Here is a 23,787-nt window from a genome sequence, read left to right as displayed (position 1 = left end):
AGACTTTTACCTGAGTAGATGTACCATTTGACCCCAGAGGATCAGAATTACTATGCCAATTATAGCGAGATAATCTTTCAGCTTGCTTTGGGGAACCTGTACAGAGGGCAAGGAACCGGTGTAACCCCTCGATAACATGGCTTGATAAATGCGATCGCCACGTTCGTAGGTACGGATAAATAAAGCGCCGATTATATGTCCCACTAGCAGCCGTTGCCATCGGGGACTACTCATTAAATTGCGCGCAATTGCTGCCCTTCGCATGGAATTAAATTCAGCGATCAAAACAGCTAGATAACGGTACATAGAAGCCAAAATTGCCACCAATAAAGGGGGAGTTTTTAGGGTAACTAAGGCCTGCAACAGGTCGGGAATTGCTGTGGTTAAAACCAGAATATTGACCGTACAAAGACAGAGAAAAGCTTTTAGGGCGACACTGCCTAAAACCAGCAATCCCTCGCTAGTTATCCGCAAAAATCCCCAAGACCAAAGAATTTCGCCGCCATCACGAAAAAGAGTTCCCAATAAAACCACACCGATAAAGACAAATTCGATCGCCACTCTTTGTAAAAGTATGGGAATAGTCACCCGACTGATCAGAATTAAAATAATTAATCCTAATCCGTAAATCGCCCAAGTTTCCCAGCTACCATTCGGGGTTAAGGCTGTGGCAAAAACTAACAAAAGAGTAACTAAAACCCGGGTATGGGGCGCGAGTCTCTGCCAAAAACCGCAATTTTGGCGCTCATTTTGGTGAGAAAAAGTGGCAATGTGTAGCATTTATTCAGTGATCAGTGATCAGTGATCAGTTATCAGTTATCAGTTATCAGTGATCAGTTATCAGTTATCAGTTATCAGTGATTTAGGTATTTAGGGATTTAGGGAAATTTCAGCTAAATGCCCCACTTCCCCACTCCTGATTCTGATTCCTTACTCCTGATTTTGGGATTTTGGCATCACTAATTTACCGATACCCCAAGCGATGCCGAAAGTGGCAAGAGTTCCCAGAAAACCGGCGAGGGGAGTGGCGACACCTTCGGGAACACCTTTGAGGGCATAACCATCAAAAATTCGGGCGAAAGGTAATTGACTACCTAGGGCGTTAGGGTCTTCTTTTTTGCTAAATTGCAAGTCTTCCGCCACTCGATCGAGTCCGTCGGGATCGGGACTGGCAAAGGGAGAAAGAAAAACGGCGATAATTAGGGAGCATACCAGACCAATCAGAAAAAATTGGCTATTTCTGCGAATATTCATGGGCTAATCTTTATTAAACCTCTTGCATAATTAATTTTTGAGGGTTCAAAAACGGTAAAAATAAGGATTAAATTGCATAAAATCCTTAAATAGACCATTTAATTGATTATTATTCATTCTTAATTCTCCTGACTCCTGACGACCGGCTACTGACTCCTGACCCTAACAACAATTTTTGATTTTTACAAGAGGTCTATTGACGAGGAGCGTAGGCAGGAGGAACAGAAGTATTAAGGGAATGGGGCGGATTGTAGAGAAGATCGGGACGAGTTCGCCAGATATAACCGACAGCGAAAACGGTAATCACCGCTTCCCCGATGCCGATGAGGATATGCCAAGATAACATGGCAAAAAGGGCGAATAAAGGCGGTACAGTCCCCGATAAAGCCAATTGCAGGGCGCAAGCCAACGCAGCCACCACCACACTTGTCCAAGCGGCCAGGGCAACAGCGATCGCCATACCGCGCCAACTATGAAAACCGAGGGCTTTCCTAATCCCCAGATAGAGATAATAACCGCCAAAAGTCCCGATCAGACCCATATTGACGATATTTGCCCCTAAAACCGTTAAACCGCCATCTTGAAAAAATAAAGCTTGAACGATAAAAACCACCGCCATCACCAGAGAACCCGCCCAGGGACCGAGTAAAACCCCCGCGAGAGTCCCCCCTAATAAATGTCCGGAGGTTCCGCCCGGAATGGGAAAATTAATCATCTGGGCGGCAAAAATAAAGGCGGCACAAACTCCCATCAAAGGTACAGCCCGTTCAGCGTAGTGACCGCGCACTTTTTTGAGAGAAAAGCCAATCAGGACAACCGCAATTATCCAAGTAAATAGACTCACCGATGGACTCAAAAAGCCGTCGGGAATATGGAGGGCGAGATAAGGGGTAAGGAGAGGGTGAAACAAACCAACTCCCAGAAAATTAACAGACATTAAAATTCAGTCTCCTTGGGAATTTGGGTTAAAGATTTGCCGAGAATTGTCTCGCTAGGACGGAAAAGTCCTCTCTTCTAGTAGATAACTAACCGCTTCATTCTACAATGCCCTCTCTGGGGATTTAAACCCTTTAGCTTCTTAAGAATTTCTGTTATTTTTCCGGTCGTCAGGGTTTAGCTATCAGCAAAAATCTGATTATTCTCAAGCAATCAAATTATTTAAATTATTATTAACTTTTCAAGGTTTTTTCAGTTTTTATGCTAGGCATTAATCATTGAGCAGTGAGCAGTGATCAGTTAGAAGAGGCTGGTGACTATTAACCAGTATTCACTAACTAAGGTGATCAGTTTTAAGTAATATTATTCACCGATCACCGATTACTGTTAACTGATAACTGAAATGTCCCCCCCCCACATCTCCTCTACCTGCCACTTCCTAACATAAATAAAGATGAATCAGCTTAAAACTGTTGCTTTATTGGGTTTACTAGCCGGTTTACTTGTCGCTATTGGCTATGCGATCGGTGGTCAGGGTGGTGCTTTAATTGGTTTAGTAATCGCCGCCATTACTAATATCGGTTCTTGGTACTTCTCCGATCGCATTGCTCTGGCCGCTTACCAAGCCCAACCGGTCAGCCGCCAACAAGCCCCCGAACTCTACCAAATGGTGGAAAATCTCTCTCGTCAAGCCAATATTCCCACGCCGCAACTCTATATCGTCCCCACCCCCGCCGCTAATGCTTTCGCCACCGGCAGAGATCCCGAACACGCCGCCGTCGCCGTTACCGAGGGCATTTTAAACCTGCTGCCCGCCGACGAATTAGAAGCGGTTATCGCCCACGAATTAACTCATGTGCGTAACCGGGATACCTTAACCCAAGCTGTTGCGGCCACCGTTGCCGGGGCGATTTCCTACCTCGCCAGAATGCTGAGTTATGGTTTCCTGTTTGCTGGCAATTCTCGCCATCGTCAAGGGGGCAATCTCATCGGTTTACTACTTACCATCTTTCTGGCCCCCCTTGCCGCCACTGTGATTCAGATGGCTATCTCTCGTACCAGAGAATTCGAGGCTGATGCTGGTTCCGCCCGCTTGACCGAGAATCCCGAAGCTTTAGCCCGGGCTTTAACCCGTTTAGAATCGATCGGTCGTCAAATGCCCTTAAATGCCAATCCTGCCTTTGAACCGCTGTTAATTAGCAGTCCTTTTTCGGGGCAGTTTCTGGCTAATTTATTCGCTACTCACCCATCCACCGAGGCAAGAATCGAAAATCTCCGTCGCATTCAACAGGAATTATTAACCTGATCCCGTTCTTAATTTTTAGAGGTTATCTAATGATAAGCTATCAGAGATGACCCCCTCTTTTTCGCTTTTTCTAGCTTGGTATGAAACCGTGATCAACTCTGAAGAAAAAAGACCGACTTGGGACGAATATTTTTTAATGATCGCTAAATTAGCCGCCACCAGATCCACCTGTTTAGCTTTTCCCGTCGGCGCGGTAATTGTCAAAGATCGGCAGGTTTTAGCTACGGGGTACAATGGTTCCCCATCGGGAACGGTTCATTGTACTGCCCAAGGTTTTTGTTATCCCGGTTTGGGAACCTGTCGAGAATCCGGAGAAATTCCCTCTCGGGCAATTCATGCTGAAGCTAATGCGATCGCTCAAGCGGCTAAACACGGTATTTCTACCCAAGGGGCTAGTATTTACGTTACTTTAGAACCCTGTATTTCCTGTCTAAAACTAATTATTTCTTCGGGAATTAAAGAAGTTTTTTACGAAGCGGATTTTAATAGTGGGACAAAAGCCATGTTAAGGGATTCTTTTCTGGAAACGGGGATTATTAAATATAAAAAGATTTATTTATCAGCAGAAATGGCTAGTCATGCGGCCTTATTTTTATTAAATCCCATTTCGATCGATCTCAGGTAGTTATCCTCAACGGCGACATCCCTCGACTTGATACGAGTGCAGCCTCTATAATCAGATTATAGGCGATCAACTATCGATAATGACGACCCCGCAACTTTTCGAGTGGGATGAAAATAAGCGTCAGGCCAATATAGAAAAACACGGCATAGATTTCGCCGACCTGGAAGCGATTTTTAGGGGTCCAATAATTGAGCGCGTGGATACCCGTCAGAATTACGGCGAAATTCGAGTGATTCTAGTGGGTACAATCGATAATATCGTTTTGGTGGTGGTTTATCCATGGCGTGGCTCGGTTCGTCGAATAATTAGTGCTAGGAGGGCTAACAACCGTGAACGAAGAACATATTACCAGAGTCACCCGCGAACAGTGGGCGAAGTTGAAAGGCAAAACGAACTGGGAGAAAGTTAAAGGGATGAGTGAGGCGGAAATTGCCAAAAACGCCCTAGAAGACCCCGATAATCCACCGCTGCCGGCTGATTTTTTCGATGAAGTTCTGGAATGCGCCCCGGGTTCCTTGAATCCCTAACCCTCCGATTAGTAACTGGATTTAGGGATTTTATCGGGGGCTGTATTAGCTTAGACTAACACAGCCCAAAGTTACTCTTTAAATGTCCAAATCCGTAAGATTTAAACGTGATCCGTGGGTTTCGATAAATTCTCGCCGGGGGGCAACTCGATCGCCCATAAGAATGGTAAATAATTCCTCTGCTTTGGCTGCGTCTTCGATTTCCACCCGTTTTAAAGTGCGAGTTTCGGGATTCATGGTGGTATCCCAAAGTTGTTGGGGCATCATTTCTCCTAACCCTTTAAAACGTTGGATTGTGTAGTTAGCATTGGAGGGAAATTCCGCTATCTTTTGCTGTAATTCTCGATCGCTATAGCAGTAGGAATGATTTTTACCGCGTTCCAATTTATAGAGAGGAGGACAGGCGATATATACATAACCTTGGTCAATTAAATTCTTCTGATAACGATAGAAGAAAGTTAACAACAAAGTTCGGATATGTGCGCCATCCACATCAGCGTCAGTCATTAAAACAATGCGATGATAGCGCAATTGTGAGGGGTCGAAATCTTCTCCTTTAATCCCTAAACCGAGGGCCGTAATCAAGGATTGAATTTCCGTATTTTTGTAGATTTTGGCATCATCGGTTTTTTCGATATTGAGGATTTTTCCCCGCAGAGGTAGAATCGCTTGAAAACGACGATCGCGCCCTTGTTTGGCACTTCCGCCGGCGCTGTCACCTTCGACGATGTAAATTTCTGACCTTTCTGGGTCTCTTTCGCTACAATCAGCCAATTTACCCGGTAAAGGTGAGGATTCCAAGACCGATTTCCGTCGTACTAAGTCCCGCGCCCGTCGGGCCGCTTCCGCCGCTTTGTACGCTTGTACTGCTTTTTCGATAATCGTGTCGGCCACTTGGGGATTTTGTTCTAAGTATTCGTTGAGAGTTTCCCCCACCAGGGAATCGACAATACCCCGGACTTCGGTGTTACCCAATTTGGTCTTGGTTTGTCCCTCGAATTCCGGTTCGGGGACTTTTACGGAAATAACGGCGGTTAACCCCTCGCGGACGTTTTCCCCCGCTAGATTAGGCTCGTTTTCTTTAATTTTATTGCGTTTACGAGCAACATTATTTAAAGTACGAGTCAGAACTGCCTTTAATCCTTCTAGATGAGTTCCCCCGTCAATGGTGCGGATGTTATTAGCAAAACCGAGAATATTGTCGCTATAGGCATCTATACACCACTGAAACGCCACTTCGATATTAATTCCGTTCTTTTCCCCCGATACATAGATAATATCTTTGTGCAGGGTTTCTTTTTCCCGACACATATAGGCGACGTATTCTTTAATACCCCCCTCATAACAATAGGTTTCGATGTGGGGTTCTTCGGGACGGTAATCGCTAAAGGTGATTTTAACACCGGCATTTAAGTAGGCTAGTTCTCGTAAACGTCCGGAGAGGGTACTGTAATCAAATTCGATGCCTTGGCTAAAAATTTCGGTATCTGGCAGGAAATTAACCCTAGTTCCCGTTTTTTCCTCTTGACTGGGACTGCTGACCAATTCTGTGACGGGGATACCTCTTTCGTAGCGTTGGGTATGTACTTTATGATCGCGCCAGACGGTGACATCGACCCATGCAGAAAGGGCATTAACGACGGAAATCCCGACCCCGTGTAACCCTCCCGACACTTTATAACCACCACTGCCAAATTTACCGCCAGCATGAAGTATAGTGAGAACGGTTTCGAGGGCAGATTTACCCGTGGTGGGGTGAACATCGGTGGGAATACCCCGGCCATCGTCGGTGACGCTGACGGAACCATCGGCCTTGATATCCACTTCGATATGAGTACAGTAACCCGCTAGGGCCTCATCGATCGAGTTGTCCACCACTTCATAGACTAAATGATGTAGTCCCCGCGGCCCGGTCGTACCGATATACATCCCCGGCCGCTTCCTGACTGGTTCTAACCCTTCGAGAACTTGTATCTGTTCCGCGCCGTAGTTACTTGTCATAAAATTTCCCTAAAAAGGCTGTGATCCCTGATTGAACCTAAATGAATGGCAAAATCTTCAAAAATTCTAGCACATAAGGGTTAAAGACTGCTTAAATGCCTTTAGGGAGAATTTTTTATTAGGGTTGGGGTGTGGGGTGTGGGGTGTGGGGTGTGGGGTGTGGGGTGTGGGGTGTGGGGTGTGGGGTGTGGGGTGTGGGGTGTGGGGTGTGGGGTGTGGGGTGTGGGGTGTGGGGTGTGGGGGGAGAATAAATAAAAGCCATCTCCTAAGTAGGTAGGCGTTAAAAATTATCAGACACCACCCTTATCAAGGGAGGACTAAGGGTAGGGTTGATTCATGAATCAACCCTACTATGAATTCACCCTAGGACTAAGGGGGGATCGAACCTAAAATCTATTTTTAATTTAACTATAACCAGCTACTGATCTCCTGAATACTGCCTCCTGAATACTGACTCCCGACTCCTGACTACTAACCCCACCAACAAACTTTTTCAGCAGCTCCTAAATAAGGTCATCCTCAAATTTATAACCGACACCGACTACAGTTTTGATAAAGATGGGATTAGCAGGATCGGGTTCTACTTTTTTGCGTAAGCGTCGGATATGGGTATCTACTACCCTTTCATCGCCAAAAAAATCATTTCCCCAGAGATTATCGATTAATTGGGTGCGACTCCAGACGCGATTGGGATAACTGACAAAGGTAGCGAGTAGATTAAATTCTAAGGTGGTTAAATCGAGGGTTTCCTCCGGCATTCCCTCCAATTTACGAAGAGCAGAATGTTGATCTAAGTCGATAATAAAATGACGGCTGCGATGGAGTTGTTGGGGTTGACTATCGTGTCTTAAACTACGTCTTAATAAGGCTCTTACCCGAGCGGTTAATTCCCTCGGACTAAAGGGTTTGACCATATAATCATCGGCTCCCGTAGATAAACCGATAATGCGATCGATTTCTTCTCCCCTAGCGGTTAACATTAAAATATAGGGGTCTTTTGTCCCGGGTTTTTGGCGAATTCTAGCACACAATTCTAGTCCGTCTAATTCGGGTAACATTAAATCTAAAATAACTAAGTCTGGTTGCTTTTGATAAAATAGTTCTAGTCCTACCCTACCATTATAAGCCAGATGACAAGTAAAGGACTCCCGCTCTAAAGTTTGCTGAATCAAATGGGCGATTTCAATTTCATCTTCGATAATAACGATATCCATAAGTAAGTAGTTATAATTTAATTGAAGATAGATTTTGCCTTTGATCCCCCCGCACCCCCCTTATTAAGGGGGGTGCGGATGCACCCTGCTCCCCTTATTAAGGGGGAATCTGACAATTTTTAAAACCTACCTACTTAGGCATATTTTAACATATTAGCCATTCATTTCTTTCTCAGGGTTGAACATTGAAATAATTGTAATTTTTGCTCATTTTTTGGGGGGGAGAGTTGGCAGCTCTCCCGACTTTTGTGGACTGGGGACTTTTCAAGGTAAAGGGACAAACTGCTCACCGGAGGGAGTCGATCGCACTTGAATTAACACCGGTTGACCGATGCGATCGCCAGTATTAGGATCAAAGCTAATTTTTCCGGTGGCCCCTGTTTGATGAAAATTGGCGGAACGCAGCAGGGATTGTAGGCCCTGACGATGGGTATTTTCCCTTAAACCGGCAATAATCACCCGTGTAGCGTCAAAACTGGTGGCTGTGCGCCAACTGACCGGACCGCGCCACTGTTCCTGCATAAGATTGGCAAAAGTCTGGTTAACCGAGGGGTGCCAGGGTGCGGCAAGGGTTAAACCTTGGGCGTTTTTGCCGCCATCTTCGAGGGTACGAATATTGTAGAGGGTGGGACTACTAAACAGAGGCAAACGCTGACGATTGGAGCGAATAACCTCAAAAACGGGATCGAGACGATCAACATGAGCGACGACAAATAGGCCGTTAGCACCCCCAGAAATCGCCTGATTAAGGGCTTGATCGGCCTTAAAATTGGGGACGCTCAGATCGCAGACAATCGGCACAATTTGACCGCCTTTTTTCGCCACATTAGCCATCAACTCATCTTTAAAGGAAATATTATCGGGAGCTTGAGAATCGTAGCAAAAAGCAATTTTCCGGACTTTAGCACTATTTACTATGTAATTTGCTAATTTTTCCGTAATTTTGCCGTTAGAAGCCACGAGACGAAAGATATAATTTCCCGCACCGGAGAGATTATTAGCCAGGGAGGTGGGAGAAATCATCACCAAACCGCCTTTTTCGTAGATGGGAGCGGCGGCTAAACTGGCATCGGAGGCATTATGACCGATAACAGCGATAATATCAGGATTTTTGACTAATTCACTGGCTACCTCTTTCGAGATCTGCGGCTGATTATCGTCATTAACCACGATAACCATCAGTTTTCTGCCGTTGATCCCTCCCTGTTGATTGATCTGGGTTTGTGCGCTGGCGACTCCTCGCAATATTTCCTGAGCGACGTTGGGATTAGTTGTAGCTGGCACAACAACGGCGATTTTAAAGGGATTTGGGCTGGTTTGCAGGTTGCTGAGATAAATTACGCTTTCGGGATCGTTGGGATGTTGAGCGAGGGATTTTTGCAGGAGTCCCCTTGCTTCTTCGTAGTAACCCTGGTCAATAGCAGCGATCGCTGATTCTTTGGTGGTGTTAGAATTAGTTTTGATCAGGAGATGATTGCCGTAACTGATGCGGGGATTATTATCGGCTTTTGGGGCAAATATTGCCAATATTTGGGGAAAAAGAAACCAACCGATCAACCCCAGTAAAACATAGAAAATTGGCGGTAAACCCGCTTTTTTGCCAGTCTTTGTCATTGCTTTACTCCTTAACTTTGCTGATTGAATTCGGCTAAACGGCGGTTAATTTCGTCATCAAGGCTTAAGAAATCGATTTCTTGAGCTAATTTCTCGCTATAGTTCTCGCTTAATTCACTATAGGCGTTTTCTTTTCGATAACGGTCTTTAATCGCTTCATTGGCATCCTCAAAGCGATCGCGGGAGGTATTGAGGTTGAGACTACTATCAAATTCGTTTATTTTGCCTAAAGCCTCATTCATGGAACTAATCGCTTTTAAGTTGCTCATTTCTAACTTATAATGCTCGATTTTTTCCTGCTCTTTACGAAGTTTTTCCTTAGCAGCAATGACCACTTTTTCGGCATTATCGACCCGATCTTTCATGGCGGGTAGAATTTTTTCTAGGGAGATAACCTTAACCATAGCCAGTCTTGCCGCTTCTTGAAGACCTTTTTTTTGAGCGGTGACAGCCTGTTGCAAGTAGTTTGTGTGTTCCTGTTTTTTCGCCTCGTATTGTGCTTGGGCTGATTGCTGGGCTGCTACTACTTTCGCCACCGATTCTGTCAATTCCGCTAGAGATTTTTGCATCGATTCTAGGGATTCTCTGGCCGATTCTACGGCAATTTTGCCGCCGGATTCGATGGGAATACCCCACAACCAATTCCAGATCGCAACGAGAGAATTTCCTGCCTTATCACCGATCAGCCAAAAAATCAAGGCCTTTGGGGTTAATTTTTTTAACAATTTCATGCCGTTTGTCTCCTAGAGGTGTTACCTGTTAATTAGGAGTGATGGCCAACTTTAATGCAGTGGGTAAGGTTAAGTTTTGTAAAAAGTCTTGACAAGGATAGGAAGGTTTAGACTGAACCGGCAGATTTAATGGGAGCGAGGGGGACAAATTGACCCTTTTTGACCTGTAGAATCAAGTAGCGGCGATCATCAGGATTATTGTTCATGTTGCGGACACCATTCTCATCGAATCTAACAGTGCCAGTCATTCCTTCGATAGAAAAATCGTTTCTTAAAACTTGATTTAATAATTCTCGATCGAATTTTTGTCCTTGTTGGTATAACTGTCGCAAAGCGGTGAGGATAACTTTAGTCGCATCGTAGGCCATGGGAGTGCGCCAAACATTGATCTTATTTTGCCAAAAACTGTGGATATAATTATCTTGTTTGAGATCATACCAAGGCACGGTGATAACTAAATTTTCTACTCCTTGTTTACCTTCTGCAAGGGTGAGATAACTTTGAAAGGTGGGGGAACCTAAAATCACTAAGTTTAACTGTTGTGCGGGACGTTGCTTAAAGATACTGACGGCTCTTTTCAGATCGTCAATATAGGGAGCAACCATGAGAATATTTACTTGGTATTGAGCGATTTTTTGATAAATTTTCTCTTGATCTAAATTATTTTTTGGTTCGATATTGCAGTCAAAATCTGCATCTTTAATGACTTTTTGAAACTGCTGACCGAGAAGAATGTTTCTATATTTTTGAGCGAAGTTATAATTATCCCCAGAGCGATTATCGTAACAAATTAAATTAGTGGGGTTTTGGATAATTAGCTTGTCAGTTTGTTTGCGGATGTATTCACTTAAGGTTGTGGCAAAAGTTTCCAGATCGGGAACCATCTTATACACATAGCCATTACCGGAGATTTTCGGGGAAAAGCTGGTGGGAGATAGGGCAACAATTTTCCCTTGTACATAGATATCTTTGGCCGCTTCACTAGCAGCAGAAGCATTATGACCAACCACTGCTAAGATTGACGGATCTTTAACAAATTTTTCGGCTCGATCTTTGGCATCTACGGGGCTATTATTATCATTAGCGACCACTACCTGTAGAAAGTGAAAATCGGGGTTTTTGGCCTGTTCATCGTTTAACTCCTCTTGGAATAAAGCAATACCTCGTAAAATTTCCTGAGCAGTTTCTGGATTATTACCAAGCGGAACACTGGTGGCAATTTTTAAGGGATTTCTGTCTTGATAGGCCGCACGAGCGTTATTATAATAGATGCGAATCTCTGGATTATTTGGCAAGCGATCGAGGGATTTTTTAAAAAGCTGAATTGCTTGTTTATATTCTTTATTTTTAAAAGCTTGTCTTCCCCGTTCAATAATGTTATCTTGTCGGTTTGTCTTTAATAATATTTCTTCACCTAGGCTAATTTCTGGGTATTTACTAGCATCATCGGAAAATACTCCTCCCCAATATAAAACTGATAAAGTTACCAGAATACTTAAAATAAATAACAGAGCTTGTTTCCAGCGACTAGATAGACGTAAAGGCCAACTTTGCTCATAACTATTTTGGTGATTTTCCTCCGTATTTTCAGGGGGTAAAGGTAAAATTAACGGTGGTTCTTCAGGATTTTCTATCAAACGAGGCAGTAAAGAAGAACTAGCAGCATCCTTCTCAAATTCATGTAATCTTAATTCTTGTCGAGCGCTTGTTAAGGATTCCTGTAGGGATTTATGTCCAAGAAAATTGGGAAGAAAAACTTCTAGAAATCTCAAAGCAACCCGCACAGCGATGGGTTCTTTCATAACAATAATATGCGGTACTCCGATATTAGCCAACTGACGACCGATACCTAACCCATCGCAGGAGTTACAGATAACAAGTTTTAAGCCTTTTTTAACAGCTATTTTCAGGGAATTTCTTAAATTATGTTCGGGAGATAAAGCCGTATCATTATCAATGATAAAAACTCCATCATGTCCGTCGCTACTGGTTTGACTATGACCTAAATAAACTACAATATCCCATGGATTTTTGATCAACTCATTCTGAATATTTATCGTTGAAAGAGGAACTTCTGAACTGGGACTTAATATTTGTATATAAACCTTATCTGGGTTTCCTAGGACCGTTTGCAAACTGGATAAACCCAGGTAATTATGCTCGTTTTCGATGTCAATATTACCCAAAATTACTAAAACATGAATCGTAGGAGTAAGGTTAATTATCGGAGGATTTCTCTGGATAGTAAGAGCAATTTCCACATCATTCCACCAATCCCGTAAAAAATTCCAACACTCCCAGGGAATTTGTTGTAAATCAAAGTGGGTAGTTTGGATAAAAAATCTTACTTCTGACTCAGTACCTATATGGAACAAGATACGATTTTGTATCGAACTCAGAGAACTGGAATTTAGCCATTCATTTAAGCTATCTTTTAAAGTTTGAGTGGCTTTTCTGAGGTTGTCTCTAGGATCACCTACCGCTGCATGGGTGATCATACTATGAGGAACGGTAATTCCTAAACTGGGTTGACTTTCTACCCAATGATAATAAGCTCGACGATAATTTTGCAAAGCGGCAGCAATGTCAAGGTTAGGGACTAATTTCCCCTCGGCAAAAGGTGCTATCAAGAGATGATTGTCACGAATTTCTAGAGTGACGGAAAATCCCGTTTCAAAACTGCCATCACCAATTTTCAGAATCACAACTCTGCTCATGTCTTTACCCTTGACATTTTCTGCTATCTCTATTAAATACTAAACTGCTCGGTAATGCTACTGTCCCCTAAACTTAGGTTAACATTAAAGCGATCGTCGGCATCAGCTAGAAAATAAAGTTGCAGATAGCTATCTAGGGGTTTCTCCCTTGCTATTGCTTCTAAACCGGGGATTAATTGGCCTATTTCATCGCTAATTTGCAAAGATAAACCGGGGGGTAGCTTGGCAAAATTGTCCATGGCATAGGCACGAATTAAGACAGCAATTCTCTGGTCACTGGTCGATAAAACTCCCACCATTAAAGCGATTTTATAACCCATTAATTGACTACCCACATCGAGCATTTTACGAATAGCAGCATTGGGATAATGAGGATCAATATTCCAGAGATATTCGGCCGCTTGCCAGCGAATAGTTTCATCTTGGGTTTGATGTTGCAGTTTTGCTAAAGCTTCCTCTGGGGTTAAATGTTCCGAAAATTCCACCTCTTTTTGACTAGCATACAGTTGTCTAATTTCTCGCTGAATATCTGTCGGAGATTCTCGGCTGCTGATTTTTTCAGCAGCCAACAAAAACCCTGGATTAATTGGACGATAATTGTCGATAGTGCTGAGGATTTCCTGCCATTTATCGCTAATAATTCCCTGCAACCATTGACTAAGTTTAGTGGGGATTATTTCTAGACGCTGCTGATAAAGTTTTTCTCGCCATTGTTGATTATTCAACAAAGCTAACCACTGCTGACAACTAATATCTAATCTCGGAGAATAGGGTGAAACTTGACCTAACTTTTTAATTAAATTTTCTGCTGTTGCTGGCGATAAGTTTGCTAGAGATTCCAGTTTTCCTTTTTCACTTTCTCCCTCTAAACAACTCTGCCAAAGAATATCTAAATCATCAATAATTTGCTCACTGTCCAAATAATATTGATGGTAAATTGGATCGTATTCTGCGAGATTTTTAACATCTTGTCTGGATATAAAACCCCAGATATTGAGGAATTTTTCTGCTAAATCTACCTGCACCCCTAGATAAAAATCTGCCGCTAAATCGGGAATATCAACCCATTCTTGCTCTATTGTCAATCCCTCAATGTCAATCGCTTGACTGGGAATAGTGGTAACTTTTTTATCTTGAATTTGCCAAGTAAAACCGTTAATAAACTCCCAAAGATACTGATGGTTTTTAGGTGTTATTTGAAGGGAACAATCAAGATTATCTTTCAGCCAATTACTTAGGCATATTTGCACCAAGTAATTAATCAAAGCCTGATTTTTGGCGGTTTGATTAGAGTATTGACCGAGAATCGATCGAGCTTGTTTAATCTCTGTTTCCGAAAAAGTTAGCCAAAGGGATTTCGGGTTAATTTGTTGCAAAATATCGAGGTTGACTTTCATGGTATCTCCTAACAGATTAGATTTGAGTTAAGTAGGACTGACAAAAATATTCTAGATAAGCATCGATCTCTTGTTTTTGCCGAGATTGTAATTTAATCTCATTTAACAAACTAGGACAATCTTTGCCTTCCCTTGCACAGAGTAGCTGATAAAATTTTTTACATAATTGGGTTATTTCTCGACTAATAGTAGATGAGTGAACTCCCAATCGATTAGCGATCTGTGCTTGCGTCATCTTTTGATGATAGTAACAATATACAATCTGTTTAACTTCATCCTCAAGAGTGATTAATAACTTATTAATATCTTCCTGGATTTCTTGCTGTTGTAGTAAATCTTTACTTGGCTTCTGACTGGGGAGATTTTCCCAAAAGTAATTGCTATTATCGTCATAATTATTAAGCTCAAATCTAGAGTAAGAAGGATCGATATGATTACGCATTATCTCCCCTATTTGATTGAGTTTTGCTTGCACTTCCTCAACGGTGAGAATAACTTGCGGTTGTAACTGCTGCAAGCGATCGATTACCTGTTGCCAATCTTCCTCTTGCCACTTATCCAATGATCTAACAGAAGCTTTTTTAACCTCTCGAAAACAGTTAAATATTAGCAGGTGATTCTCGGTAAAGATACCCGATGTTCGTAAAATTTTTTGAATTTTATTCGCACTAAAAAGACTGACTATACCGAGATTAGTCCTGCCGATAGTTTTATACTCTCCTCGCAGGAAATTATAGAGAGTATTTCTCAATTTTTTATCTGTCCATTTTTCTAAGATTAAGCGAAAAAATCCCGGTTTGGTCTTGTTATCCTGAAAATTACCGTAAAAAATAATTGCCGTGGCAAGCAAATTCAGCAAATAGTAGAATAGGGTTTCATAATCAGCATCGATCCGATGGCCAACATTTTGATAGACCCTTTGAGTTACCATACAGGAGCGATATTGTAAGAAAACCATCCAATGAGACTTGACTAATTGGTTATTAGGCTCATTCTGTAACCATTGCCACAGATAAAAATACACCGCTTCATCATTGGCTACGCTTCGAGCGATCGCATCGATCGATTTTCTTAATTGTGGTACTTCGCACCAGAAAACTCGATCGCCTTCAATCGCTTTAATAGTAGTATAAAAGTACCTAACGCTCATTTCTATCACCGGCTACAGGTATCTGATATCTGATTAGGTAAAAACCGAGGATTTTCTGCAAGAGTAGCAAATAAATTGAGCGATTCCCTTGCCAAGCGCACCTCTTTCTCTGACAATAGATGAGGGACTGATGAGAAATTATCAGTTATGCTGAGACGGCTTTAGCAAACCAGTAAAAGACTCATAAATTCACTCTGAGCTGCCAAAAATTGCCGTCGGATCAACTTCTAGGACAAAAATTAGGAATGCGAGTAACTTTTACCGAAAATCAGGGTTTTAGAAAGGAATTGAATAAACGGGTTGATGCTTATTTTACCGAAAACGGCATCCCCACCAGAGATAATTTTGCCATGTACCTGAAGACGATCACGATTTTAACTTGGGTAATTGCCGCTTGGCTATTTGTGCTTTTTGGTCCCGATATCTGGTGGCTAAAAATTATCGGTTGCCTGGTTTTAGGAGGAGGATTAGCAGGAATCGGTTTTAGCATTGGTCATGATGCAAACCATGGCGGCTATTCTAGTAAAAAATGGGTTAATTCTCTCCTTGGCATGACCTACGATTATATCATCGGTACTTCCAGTTATCTCTGGCGTTTTCGTCATAATTATCTCCATCATACCTACACCAATGTTTTAGGGTACGATGTGGAAATTCACGGCGATGGTATCGTGCGAATGACTCCCCATGCCGAGCATAAATGGTATCATCGTTATCAACATTTATTTATCCCGATTCTCTACGCTATAATTCCTATCTATTGGTCATTCTCCGATGTGCGCTCCATCCTCTTTTGTAATCGTTTTGGCGAGATTAAAATTCCCAATCCTAAACCGATCGATTTATTCGTTTTATTGAGCGGAAAAGTTGTTTATCTCTTTTGGTTTATTGGCATTCCTCTCTTAGTTGGTTATAGTCCCCTAGAAATAGCGATCGGTTTTCTCATTGCTTTTATGACCTATGGAGTGCTTGCCTGTCATGTATTTATGTTAGCTCACGTTTTGGAACCCGCCGAATTTATTCAACCCTCGGCAGCTAACCAAATCGAAGACGAATGGGCAATCTTTCAAGTGCGAACTACCGTAGATTTTGCTCCTAAAAATGCCTTTTTAAATTGGTATTTAGGGGGATTAAATTATCAAGTTGTTCACCATCTTTTTCCGCAAATTTGTCATATTCACTACCCCAAAATTGCCTCAATCTTAGCGGAAGTTTGCCAAGAATTTGGCGTTAATTATGCCGTTTATCCCACCCTGCGAGGTGCTTTAGCTTATAATTATCGTTGGCTCAGACAATTAGGCAATAAACAAAGTAATTTCGATCTCAAATTAGCCAGCTAAAGATCAGTTATCAGTTATCAGTTATCATTGGTTAGTGATTGGTCACTGTTTACTGTTTACTGGTCACTATTTACTGATTACTGATTACTGTTTACTGTTTACTGATCACTGAAAAATGAACCTACCCAACTCGATTACCCTATCGCGACTCTTGGGACTGCCATTAATTTTATACTGGTTGCACCAAGGCACAGAAATCGAGCGCTGGTTAAGTTTAATTATCTTTCTAATTGCTGCCAGCACCGATTGGCTCGATGGTTATCTAGCGCGAAAATTAAATCAAATCACCGAATTAGGTAAATTTCTAGATCCTTTGGTCGATAAATTGCTGGTTCTCGCTCCTCTTTTAGCTCTGATTGAAATGGATTTAATTGCTGCTTGGGGAGTATTTTTGATTCTTGCTCGGGAATTAGCGATCGCTGGTTGGCGCATTAATCCGAATTTAACAGGAAATAGCGACATAAAAGGGGCTAATTGGTGGGGAAAAAGCAAAACAGTCAGCCAAATTGTCGCTATCGCTCTCTTAATTGCTCCCTTGCCTTCTGAATATAACTTAATTTCTCAGTTCGCTTTTTGGCTATCAGTAACATTAACTTTAATTTCTGGGGTGATTTATGTCATACCCAGCCAAAAATTAACCCAAAATTGATAAAAACTTAACCATTAGCAATAATTCAGGAAACAAGCCTCGCAAACATGATTGCATTTTTTTTCTCGGTATATAATGATCGGAGGAAGACTGTCAAACTCTTCAAGTTCAAACATATCACTCAAAGAAAAAACTATGCCTATCACCATTTCTGCTCCGATTGGCTCCACCACGGGTTTTAATATCACGGCTCCAACAGCAACCACATCTCTAACAGCTTTTTGGACAGCTAATGCAACAAATATCAACCTAGCCGTTTCTATCCCTACCACAGTCACCGGTAGAAATCTTACTTCTTTAGGCAGATTTTCTGGACGTGCCACTTGGAGACTTCGCAACGGAGTCGGTCAGACTGACGTGGCGAGTGCTAACCTAACTGGTTATAATAGCTCTTTTTCACAAAATTATTTTCTTCCTGCCGGAACTGACACTTTCGTCTCCTCCACTTTTTTAGGAACCCATATCCTCGACTTTGGTGGTGGTCAAAGCTTTACTAAAGCAGAAAACACGGCTAATTCCAGTAACAGTATTGCCTCTTTGAGTGGCACTGAAAATTACGTCCTCAGAGGTGCCAATGGAAACGATAGCATAACTGGCAGCAACCAAGCTGATACCCTATTCGGTTTCGACGGAGACGATATCCTGAGTGGTATCGGGGGTGCGGATTCCCTAGTTGGTGGCGCGGGAGCCGATCGCCTAGTTGGTGGACTGGGAGCCGATACCCTAACCGGTGGCGACGGAAACGATACCCTAACCGGTAACGGGGGAACGACGAATACCCTGGATGGTGGTAATGGTGCTGATAGATTTGTATTTACCAATCAGGGTGGTCAGATAGTTTCCCAATTCATTACCGGTGACAATGATGTCTTTGCATTTACTGTTACTAATTACTCGGGCGCTCCAGCAGCAGGTACGCCGCCAGTTGTTAGTAATGCGGCTACTGCTGCCAATCTTTCTAGCAGTATCATTGTTGATATTTTTGATAATATCGAGGCCTTGGAGACTACTAAACCATTAATTCGTTTTGCCTTCGCCACCGATACAAAGACCCTCCTCTATGACAATGACAGTGACTGGTCAACCGCCAACATCCCCGTTGCGACAATTACCTCGATTACTGGTACATTAGCTGCTGCTAATTTCGCCTTCATTTAATTTCCTTGTTTGATTGACTCTCCCCCGCTAACCGCTCGCGCGGTGTAGCGGGGGATTCTCGGTTCTTAGGCTTTTAACTAGATCGACCTGGTTTAACTGGAGGATCCCCGTCAAATCGCCTCCGCGAGCGTTTTCTAACACGGTCAGTCCGACCGCGTTTTTTCCTCGGTTCTCGATTACCTTTGCTGATGCTGTATCTCTTGGTTCTATGTGACCGCAAGAATCACACCGGTGAACTCTTTCCGATAATGCTTTTTTACCAGTAATTGCGCCACAATTCGGACACTCTTGCGAGGTTCCGTTTTTATCAACCTTAAGATAATATTTTCCCCGTTTCCAAATAACAAACGGTAGTATCTCGTTAATAAAACTACCGATGCCCGAATCTAGAGATTGTTTTCTAACGATACCCCTAGACCAGGAAACGAAGTTAATATCCTCAACAAAGATATTATCAGCAAGATCACAAAGATAATGAGCTAGTTTAAAGTGCCAATCTCTACGAGTATTAGACACTTTTTCATGTAATCTTGCTATCTTCTCCTGAAGTTTTAACCAACTGTTTGAGCCTTTAGTTTTCCGTTTCAAGCGTCTTTGTAGCAATTTAAGCTTACTCTGTACTTTCAACAAAAATCGAGGGGCTTTGATTAAATCTCCTCGTGAAGTAGCGACAAAACTTTCAATTCCCGCGTCAATTCCTAAACAGGTCTTCCCCACTGTCATATCGGGAACTAATTCCGTAGATTGGAAAGAAACCGAAACGTAAAATCCCGACGCTTTTTGGATAATTCGAGCTTGTTTAGGCTCAAACCCAGACGGGTACTCCCTAGATTTCCTAATCCGAATTTTTCCCAATTGCGGAAAATTTAAGTATTCGTCACCTAAGAAGTTTTTTGACAGCGCAGGAAAAACAAAACTCCGCATCTTTTTCTTAAATCTAGGAAAGCCGAAGCCTTTCGATTTCATGTCAGAAAAAGCTTTATCTACAGTTTTTAAAACTTGCTGTAAAACTTGAGCGTTAACCGTCTTTAATATCGGGTAAACTTTTTTAGCTTCCGTTAGATTTTTGGCTTGAACGAAGTAATTAGGATAAGGTTCATCCGCAGGAATTATGTACTCGGAAACTAGCGAACAGTGATCCGCAAGAGACTTTCGAGAGTTTAACCAATCTTTCCGTTCCGAGAGAGCGTAATTATAAACGCTCTTGCCAACATCGAGAATATGTACAATCTCCCGTTCCTGTTGCCTATTTACCTTTAGTTTGTACTGGTAGGTAAGCGTTATCACTGTCGTTTGTTTCGTGGTATATAATTAGATTATAACACTTACTGCCTAATATGTCAACCGATTACAATCATGGATTTCGCTCTGTTTATAGACTTACCGCTCAGGTCGTATTCGTCATCAAATACCGGCGAAAAGCTATTAACAATGAAATCTTAGCTCGACTTAAAGAAATCTTTGCGTCAACGCTGACGAAATGGGAAAGCGTGTTGCTTGATTTCAATGGTGAATCGGATCACGTTCACCTGATTATTGATGACAAGCCTGACATCGCTTTATCCAAATTAATCGCTAACCTTAAAACAGTTAGTAGTAGCTTAATTAGACAAGAATTTCCGTATTTGGCGGCCAAGTATTTCTACAACAAACCCTATTTTTGGACGGGAGGTTATTTCGTGGCCAGTTGTGGCGGAGTAACTGTTGAACAACTAAAAAAATATGTTGAGAATCAAAACTCCCCGAAAGTGGAAACGCTACCGCGTTAGTTTTATTCTGGTGGCGATTTATCTCCCGTTAAACCGCGTAGCAGTTAACGGGAGTCCTCTCGCTCCATTGAGATAGACAGATACTGGGTGTGTTAGCTAGGGCTAGGACACCCTTATTACTGTGAACCATTTAAATTGTTAGTTGAGATGAGGCAAGAGGCAAGACCCCCCGATGTCGGGGGGGTTGGGGGGATTCCACTAATCTTAAGGATAGACGGTTAAAATGGGTCTGAGCTTCAGAACTATTGGGGTTAGTTTTGTGTGGTGATTAACTGACGGTGATAATCGCCCCATAACTTGGCTGCCTGTTGACTACTGCCCGCAGTGGGAGAATTATTATCATTACCTAACCAAATGCCTGTCACCCAGTGGCGACGGGGAAGATAACCGATAAACCAGAGGTCCACATAATTATTCGTAGTTCCCGTTTTACCCGCTTCTCCCATGCCAATACTGGCAGCGCCTCCTGTACCATTAGTTATCACCCCCCGCAATAAGCTATTCATCGTTTCGGCGGTTTTAGGGGAGATTACCCGCTGATTTCTATCGCTATCGTCGCCATAGTCATAAATAACCCGACAGGTACTCAAATCCTCCACATTTTTACAGTCGGAAGCGTCGAGAATGCGTTTAATGGCGTGGGGACGATTCCAGCGCCCGCCATGGTCAAAAACCCCATAAGCGCCAGTCATTTCCAAGACATTTACCTCGCTTTGCCCTAAAATTAGCCCCGGTACGGGATTTAAAGGTGATTTCACCCCCAAACGTTCCGCCACATTGACCACATTACTTAATCCTGCCTCGCGAGCAATGCGAAGGGCGACGCTATTTTCCGATTGCGCTAAACCTTGAAACATATTGACCCCCCCGCTACTGCGTTCACAGGGAGAATAGGCTTGTCCTTGCCAAGAGAGTCCAGCGCAGGTATAGGTTTTATAGGGCGATATTCCCTGTTCCAGGGCGGCAGCATAAGCAAATACCTTAAAAGTGGAACCGGGTTGACGTTTAGCTTGGATAGCGCGGTTAAATTGGCTTTTTTGATAATCAACTCCCCCGACTAAAGCGAGAATTTCCCCGGTTTGACTGTTTAAGGTAACTAACGCCCCTTGGGAGTAACGATAGCGGTGGCCTTGGTTTAAGACATTATTTTTTAGGCTTTTTTCTGCGATCGCCTGCAGCCGGCGGTCTAAACTGGTTTCAACGATAAAATTGCCCTCTTTCGCCACTTCCTCCCCTAAAAGAGCCTGTAATTCCTCGAAAACGTAACTATAAAAATATGGTGCAATCGTACTAGATAGGGATTTTTTGGCTTGGGGACTGATTTCAATGCGGGATCTGCGGGCGCTGGCGGCCGCTTCCGGGGAAATCATGCCTAATTGGGCCATGCGATCGATGACACGATTGCGATATTGTACGGAAGTGTCGTAATCTTGAATGGGATTAAATAAATTCGGGGCGGGTAACATAGCCACAAGGGTAGCAGCCTCGGAGATATCTAAATCTCTAGCGGATTTATCGAAATAAAAGCGGGCCGCGTCTTCAAAACCGTAACCGGCCAGACCGAGATAAACTCGATTGAGATAGGTTTTGAGAATTGTATCCTTACTATAGACCGCTTCTAATTGTAAAGCGACAACCATCTCCCGGAGTTTGCGATCGGCAGTATTTTGGCGACCGACTTCGGGGAATAAACTACGCGCTAACTGTTGAGTTAGGGTACTGGCCCCTTGACGAATGCCTTGACCTTGCCAATTAATCATAACAGCCCGGACAATCCCCAAAGGATCAACCCCAAAATGCCAGTAAAAACGACTATCTTCGGAAGCGACAACCGCCTGGGGCAGATAGGGAGAAAAATCGCCCAGATTATCTAATTCTTGGTGAGTTTCCTGTCGAATGGGATTGAGGGGAGTTTGACCATCCCTAGGGTAAACCACCACCGGACCGCTCACCCCGGAAGGGAGTGGATAAACATTAACTCTACGACTTTCCCAGATAATCGCTAAAACTAATAAACCGAAAATACCGCCCGCACCGTAGAAACCATAGCGCAAAAGTCGCGCCCACAGGGGAGGGGGACAGTAGTAGGAGATGGTGACACAATTGGCTAAGTCTGGGGGGGCCAGGGTAAAGGTATCACCATGACGCAGGGAAACGCTTTTGAGACGACGTTTACCCATATAAACCCCGTTGGTGGAGTTTTCATCTGTAAGCAGGAAATTATGGGGATTTTTTGGGTCACGCTGTAGGGAACAATGAATCTGACTGACCACGGTATTACGGATAGTAATATCACAGGAACTGGAACTGCGGCCTAACAAATAGCGATCGCCAATGAGGGGATATTTGCTTTCCCCACTGCCATTCTCGTTTTTAAGGCGTAATTCAGGAACTCTCGCCCCTTTTTTGAGATTTACCGCCTGAAAATTCACCTTTCCTTGCAATTTCTGCACGGCAACGGTGACAAGTTGACTAATTTGGGTTTTCGGCGACTGCTTAGACATAGTTTTTATCAGTTATCAGCTTCTGGAGGCAAGAGACAACAGGCAATAGGCAATAGGCAATAGGCAATAGGCAATAGGCAATAGGCAATAGGCAATAGGCAATAGGCAATAGGCAATAGGCAATAGGCAAGTGGGGAAGTGGGGAATTTCAACTAAAACCCTAAAACCCCAACACCCCAATTCATAGCCAATATCCCTAAATTGCCATTTTAGCCTCTAAAGCTTTGAGGTATTCCGTATTGACTCCCGACTCGCGAATCAGAGCAATTTTACCGGTACGCGCCACCTCACGAACGCCAAATTTATTCAGCATTTGCATAATCGCCACCATTTTACCCGGATCCCCCACCACTTCGATGGTCAGGGTTTCCTCGGAAATATCCACAATCCGCGCTCGGAATACCTGCGCTAATTCGATCACTTCCGCTCGGCGATCGGCGGTAGCATTAACTTTAATCAGCATTAATTCCCTTTCCACACAGGGGGTTTGGGTGATATCCTGCACCTTGAGGACGTTAATTAATTTGTAAAGTTGTTTGGTTAACTGTTCGATGCTGTCCTCGTCCCCGGGTACTACCATCGTAATGCGAGAAACTCCCATCTGTTCGGCCGGACCCACGGCCAGACTTTCAATATTAAAGCCGCGACGGGCGAATAATCCAGCAATACGGGTTAAAACTCCCGCTTCATCTTCAACTAATACGGATAATGTGTGTTTCATGGCGCTCTGTCTGCACAACCTATATTTCACCATTTTGACACTCCCCGCGCTAAAGCGACGGGGATTCTTGGTTCAAAGAGATTACTTGCTTAGACAGAATCGCTTCTGAAAAAGTAGAGGTATTCTCTCCCCAAGCGTTTATCGGATCTAGCCCGAAAGTTCCCGTATGCCCTA

20 protein-coding genes are annotated in these 23,787 nt (G+C 43.1%); 7 read left to right on the top strand and 13 right to left on the bottom strand.

Translation table 11 applies throughout. The features are described from left to right. Positions 1 to 6 precede the first annotated feature (6 nt). From cbiQ to O9334_RS13665, 3 genes are all read right to left on the bottom strand, one after another. On the bottom strand, positions 7 to 780 hold the full coding sequence (gene cbiQ / locus O9334_RS13675; protein WP_288000553.1) for a cobalt ECF transporter T component CbiQ: 774 nt from the start codon (positions 778 to 780) through the stop codon (positions 7 to 9). A gap of 150 nt (positions 781 to 930) precedes the next feature. Beyond that, positions 931 to 1,254 (bottom strand): PDGLE domain-containing protein, encoded by a 324-nt coding sequence (locus tag O9334_RS13670; RefSeq protein WP_045360266.1) that lies wholly within the window; start codon positions 1,252 to 1,254, stop codon positions 931 to 933. 193 nt (positions 1,255 to 1,447) lie between these two features. Then, entirely contained in the window at positions 1,448 to 2,191 is a 744-nt protein-coding gene (locus tag O9334_RS13665; RefSeq protein WP_045360267.1) for an energy-coupling factor ABC transporter permease, read from the bottom strand. A gap of 453 nt (positions 2,192 to 2,644) precedes the next feature. On the opposite strand from O9334_RS13665, the gene O9334_RS13660 reads away from it, so the two are divergent. The 3 genes from O9334_RS13660 to O9334_RS13650 all read left to right on the top strand — a co-directional run bounded on the left by O9334_RS13660 (position 2,645) and on the right by O9334_RS13650 (position 4,530). Continuing rightward, complete coding sequence (locus tag O9334_RS13660) at positions 2,645 to 3,496, top strand: zinc metalloprotease HtpX (RefSeq protein WP_288000551.1); 852 nt, start codon at positions 2,645 to 2,647, stop codon at positions 3,494 to 3,496. Positions 3,497 to 3,584: 88 nt separating this feature from the next. Continuing rightward, positions 3,585 to 4,121, top strand: a complete 537-nt coding sequence (locus O9334_RS13655; RefSeq protein WP_043995593.1) for a deoxycytidylate deaminase — start codon at positions 3,585 to 3,587, stop codon at positions 4,119 to 4,121. A 79-nt stretch (positions 4,122 to 4,200) separates the two neighbouring features. Continuing rightward, positions 4,201 to 4,530: a BrnT family toxin gene (locus O9334_RS13650; protein WP_045360273.1), complete on the top strand. Its 330-nt coding sequence runs from the start codon at positions 4,201 to 4,203 to the stop codon at positions 4,528 to 4,530. Positions 4,531 to 4,726: 196 nt separating this feature from the next. On the opposite strand, the gene gyrB is transcribed toward O9334_RS13650, so the two are convergent. From gyrB to O9334_RS13615, 7 genes are all read right to left on the bottom strand, one after another. Next, entirely contained in the window at positions 4,727 to 6,649 is a 1,923-nt protein-coding gene (gyrB, locus tag O9334_RS13645; RefSeq protein WP_002781027.1) for a DNA topoisomerase (ATP-hydrolyzing) subunit B, read from the bottom strand. Positions 6,650 to 7,152: 503 nt separating this feature from the next. Next, positions 7,153 to 7,863, bottom strand: a complete 711-nt coding sequence (locus tag O9334_RS13640; RefSeq protein ID WP_288000549.1) for a response regulator transcription factor — start codon at positions 7,861 to 7,863, stop codon at positions 7,153 to 7,155. A 264-nt stretch (positions 7,864 to 8,127) separates the two neighbouring features. Beyond that, complete coding sequence (locus O9334_RS13635) at positions 8,128 to 9,477, bottom strand: ABC transporter substrate-binding protein (RefSeq protein WP_288000547.1); 1,350 nt, start codon at positions 9,475 to 9,477, stop codon at positions 8,128 to 8,130. A gap of 11 nt (positions 9,478 to 9,488) precedes the next feature. Then, positions 9,489 to 10,208: a PspA/IM30 family protein gene (locus tag O9334_RS13630; protein WP_190380731.1), complete on the bottom strand. Its 720-nt coding sequence runs from the start codon at positions 10,206 to 10,208 to the stop codon at positions 9,489 to 9,491. Between the two features lie 107 nt (positions 10,209 to 10,315). After that, positions 10,316 to 12,925, bottom strand: a complete 2,610-nt coding sequence (locus O9334_RS13625; protein WP_288000546.1) for an ABC transporter substrate-binding protein — start codon at positions 12,923 to 12,925, stop codon at positions 10,316 to 10,318. A 32-nt stretch (positions 12,926 to 12,957) separates the two neighbouring features. After that, positions 12,958 to 14,322, bottom strand: coding sequence for a DUF1822 family protein (locus O9334_RS13620; protein ID WP_288000544.1), 1,365 nt, complete (start codon positions 14,320 to 14,322; stop codon positions 12,958 to 12,960). A gap of 16 nt (positions 14,323 to 14,338) precedes the next feature. After that, positions 14,339 to 15,472 (bottom strand): sigma factor-like helix-turn-helix DNA-binding protein, encoded by a 1,134-nt coding sequence (locus tag O9334_RS13615; RefSeq protein WP_288000542.1) that lies wholly within the window; start codon positions 15,470 to 15,472, stop codon positions 14,339 to 14,341. 245 nt (positions 15,473 to 15,717) lie between these two features. Here O9334_RS13615 and O9334_RS13610 point away from each other — a divergent pair, with 245 nt between their 5' ends. From O9334_RS13610 to O9334_RS13600, 3 genes are all read left to right on the top strand, one after another. Continuing rightward, positions 15,718 to 16,812 (top strand): fatty acid desaturase family protein, encoded by a 1,095-nt coding sequence (locus O9334_RS13610; protein WP_045360288.1) that lies wholly within the window; start codon positions 15,718 to 15,720, stop codon positions 16,810 to 16,812. Between the two features lie 115 nt (positions 16,813 to 16,927). Continuing rightward, positions 16,928 to 17,461, top strand: a complete 534-nt coding sequence (gene pgsA / locus O9334_RS13605) for a CDP-diacylglycerol--glycerol-3-phosphate 3-phosphatidyltransferase (protein ID WP_045360290.1) — start codon at positions 16,928 to 16,930, stop codon at positions 17,459 to 17,461. A 135-nt stretch (positions 17,462 to 17,596) separates the two neighbouring features. After that, complete coding sequence (locus O9334_RS13600) at positions 17,597 to 18,619, top strand: calcium-binding protein (RefSeq protein WP_045360291.1); 1,023 nt, start codon at positions 17,597 to 17,599, stop codon at positions 18,617 to 18,619. Positions 18,620 to 18,646: 27 nt separating this feature from the next. On the opposite strand, the gene O9334_RS13595 is transcribed toward O9334_RS13600, so the two are convergent. Then, positions 18,647 to 19,906 carry an RNA-guided endonuclease InsQ/TnpB family protein gene (locus O9334_RS13595; RefSeq protein WP_045360293.1) on the bottom strand — a complete coding sequence of 420 codons (1,260 nt, stop codon included), beginning with the start codon at positions 19,904 to 19,906 and terminating at the stop codon, positions 18,647 to 18,649. Positions 19,907 to 19,956: 50 nt separating this feature from the next. Between O9334_RS13595 and tnpA the strand changes: the two genes are divergently transcribed. After that, positions 19,957 to 20,388, top strand: coding sequence for an IS200/IS605 family transposase (gene tnpA / locus O9334_RS13590; protein WP_288000539.1), 432 nt, complete (start codon positions 19,957 to 19,959; stop codon positions 20,386 to 20,388). Positions 20,389 to 20,639: 251 nt separating this feature from the next. On the opposite strand, the gene O9334_RS13585 is transcribed toward tnpA, so the two are convergent. Next, positions 20,640 to 22,892 carry a PBP1A family penicillin-binding protein gene (locus O9334_RS13585; protein ID WP_288000538.1) on the bottom strand — a complete coding sequence of 751 codons (2,253 nt, stop codon included), beginning with the start codon at positions 22,890 to 22,892 and terminating at the stop codon, positions 20,640 to 20,642. A 196-nt stretch (positions 22,893 to 23,088) separates the two neighbouring features. Then, the gene (ilvN, locus tag O9334_RS13580) at positions 23,089 to 23,613 is read right to left on the bottom strand and encodes an acetolactate synthase small subunit (protein WP_045360298.1); all 525 of its coding nucleotides are present in this window, start codon (positions 23,611 to 23,613) and stop codon (positions 23,089 to 23,091) included. Between the last annotated feature and the right edge of the window lie 174 nt (positions 23,614 to 23,787).

Source organism: Microcystis sp. LE19-8.1F (assembly GCF_027531715.1).
Classification (GTDB): domain Bacteria; phylum Cyanobacteriota; class Cyanobacteriia; order Cyanobacteriales; family Microcystaceae; genus Microcystis; species Microcystis wesenbergii_A.
The sequence above is the reverse complement of the archived record's forward strand: the minus strand, read 5'-3'. Positions and strand labels throughout refer to the sequence as shown.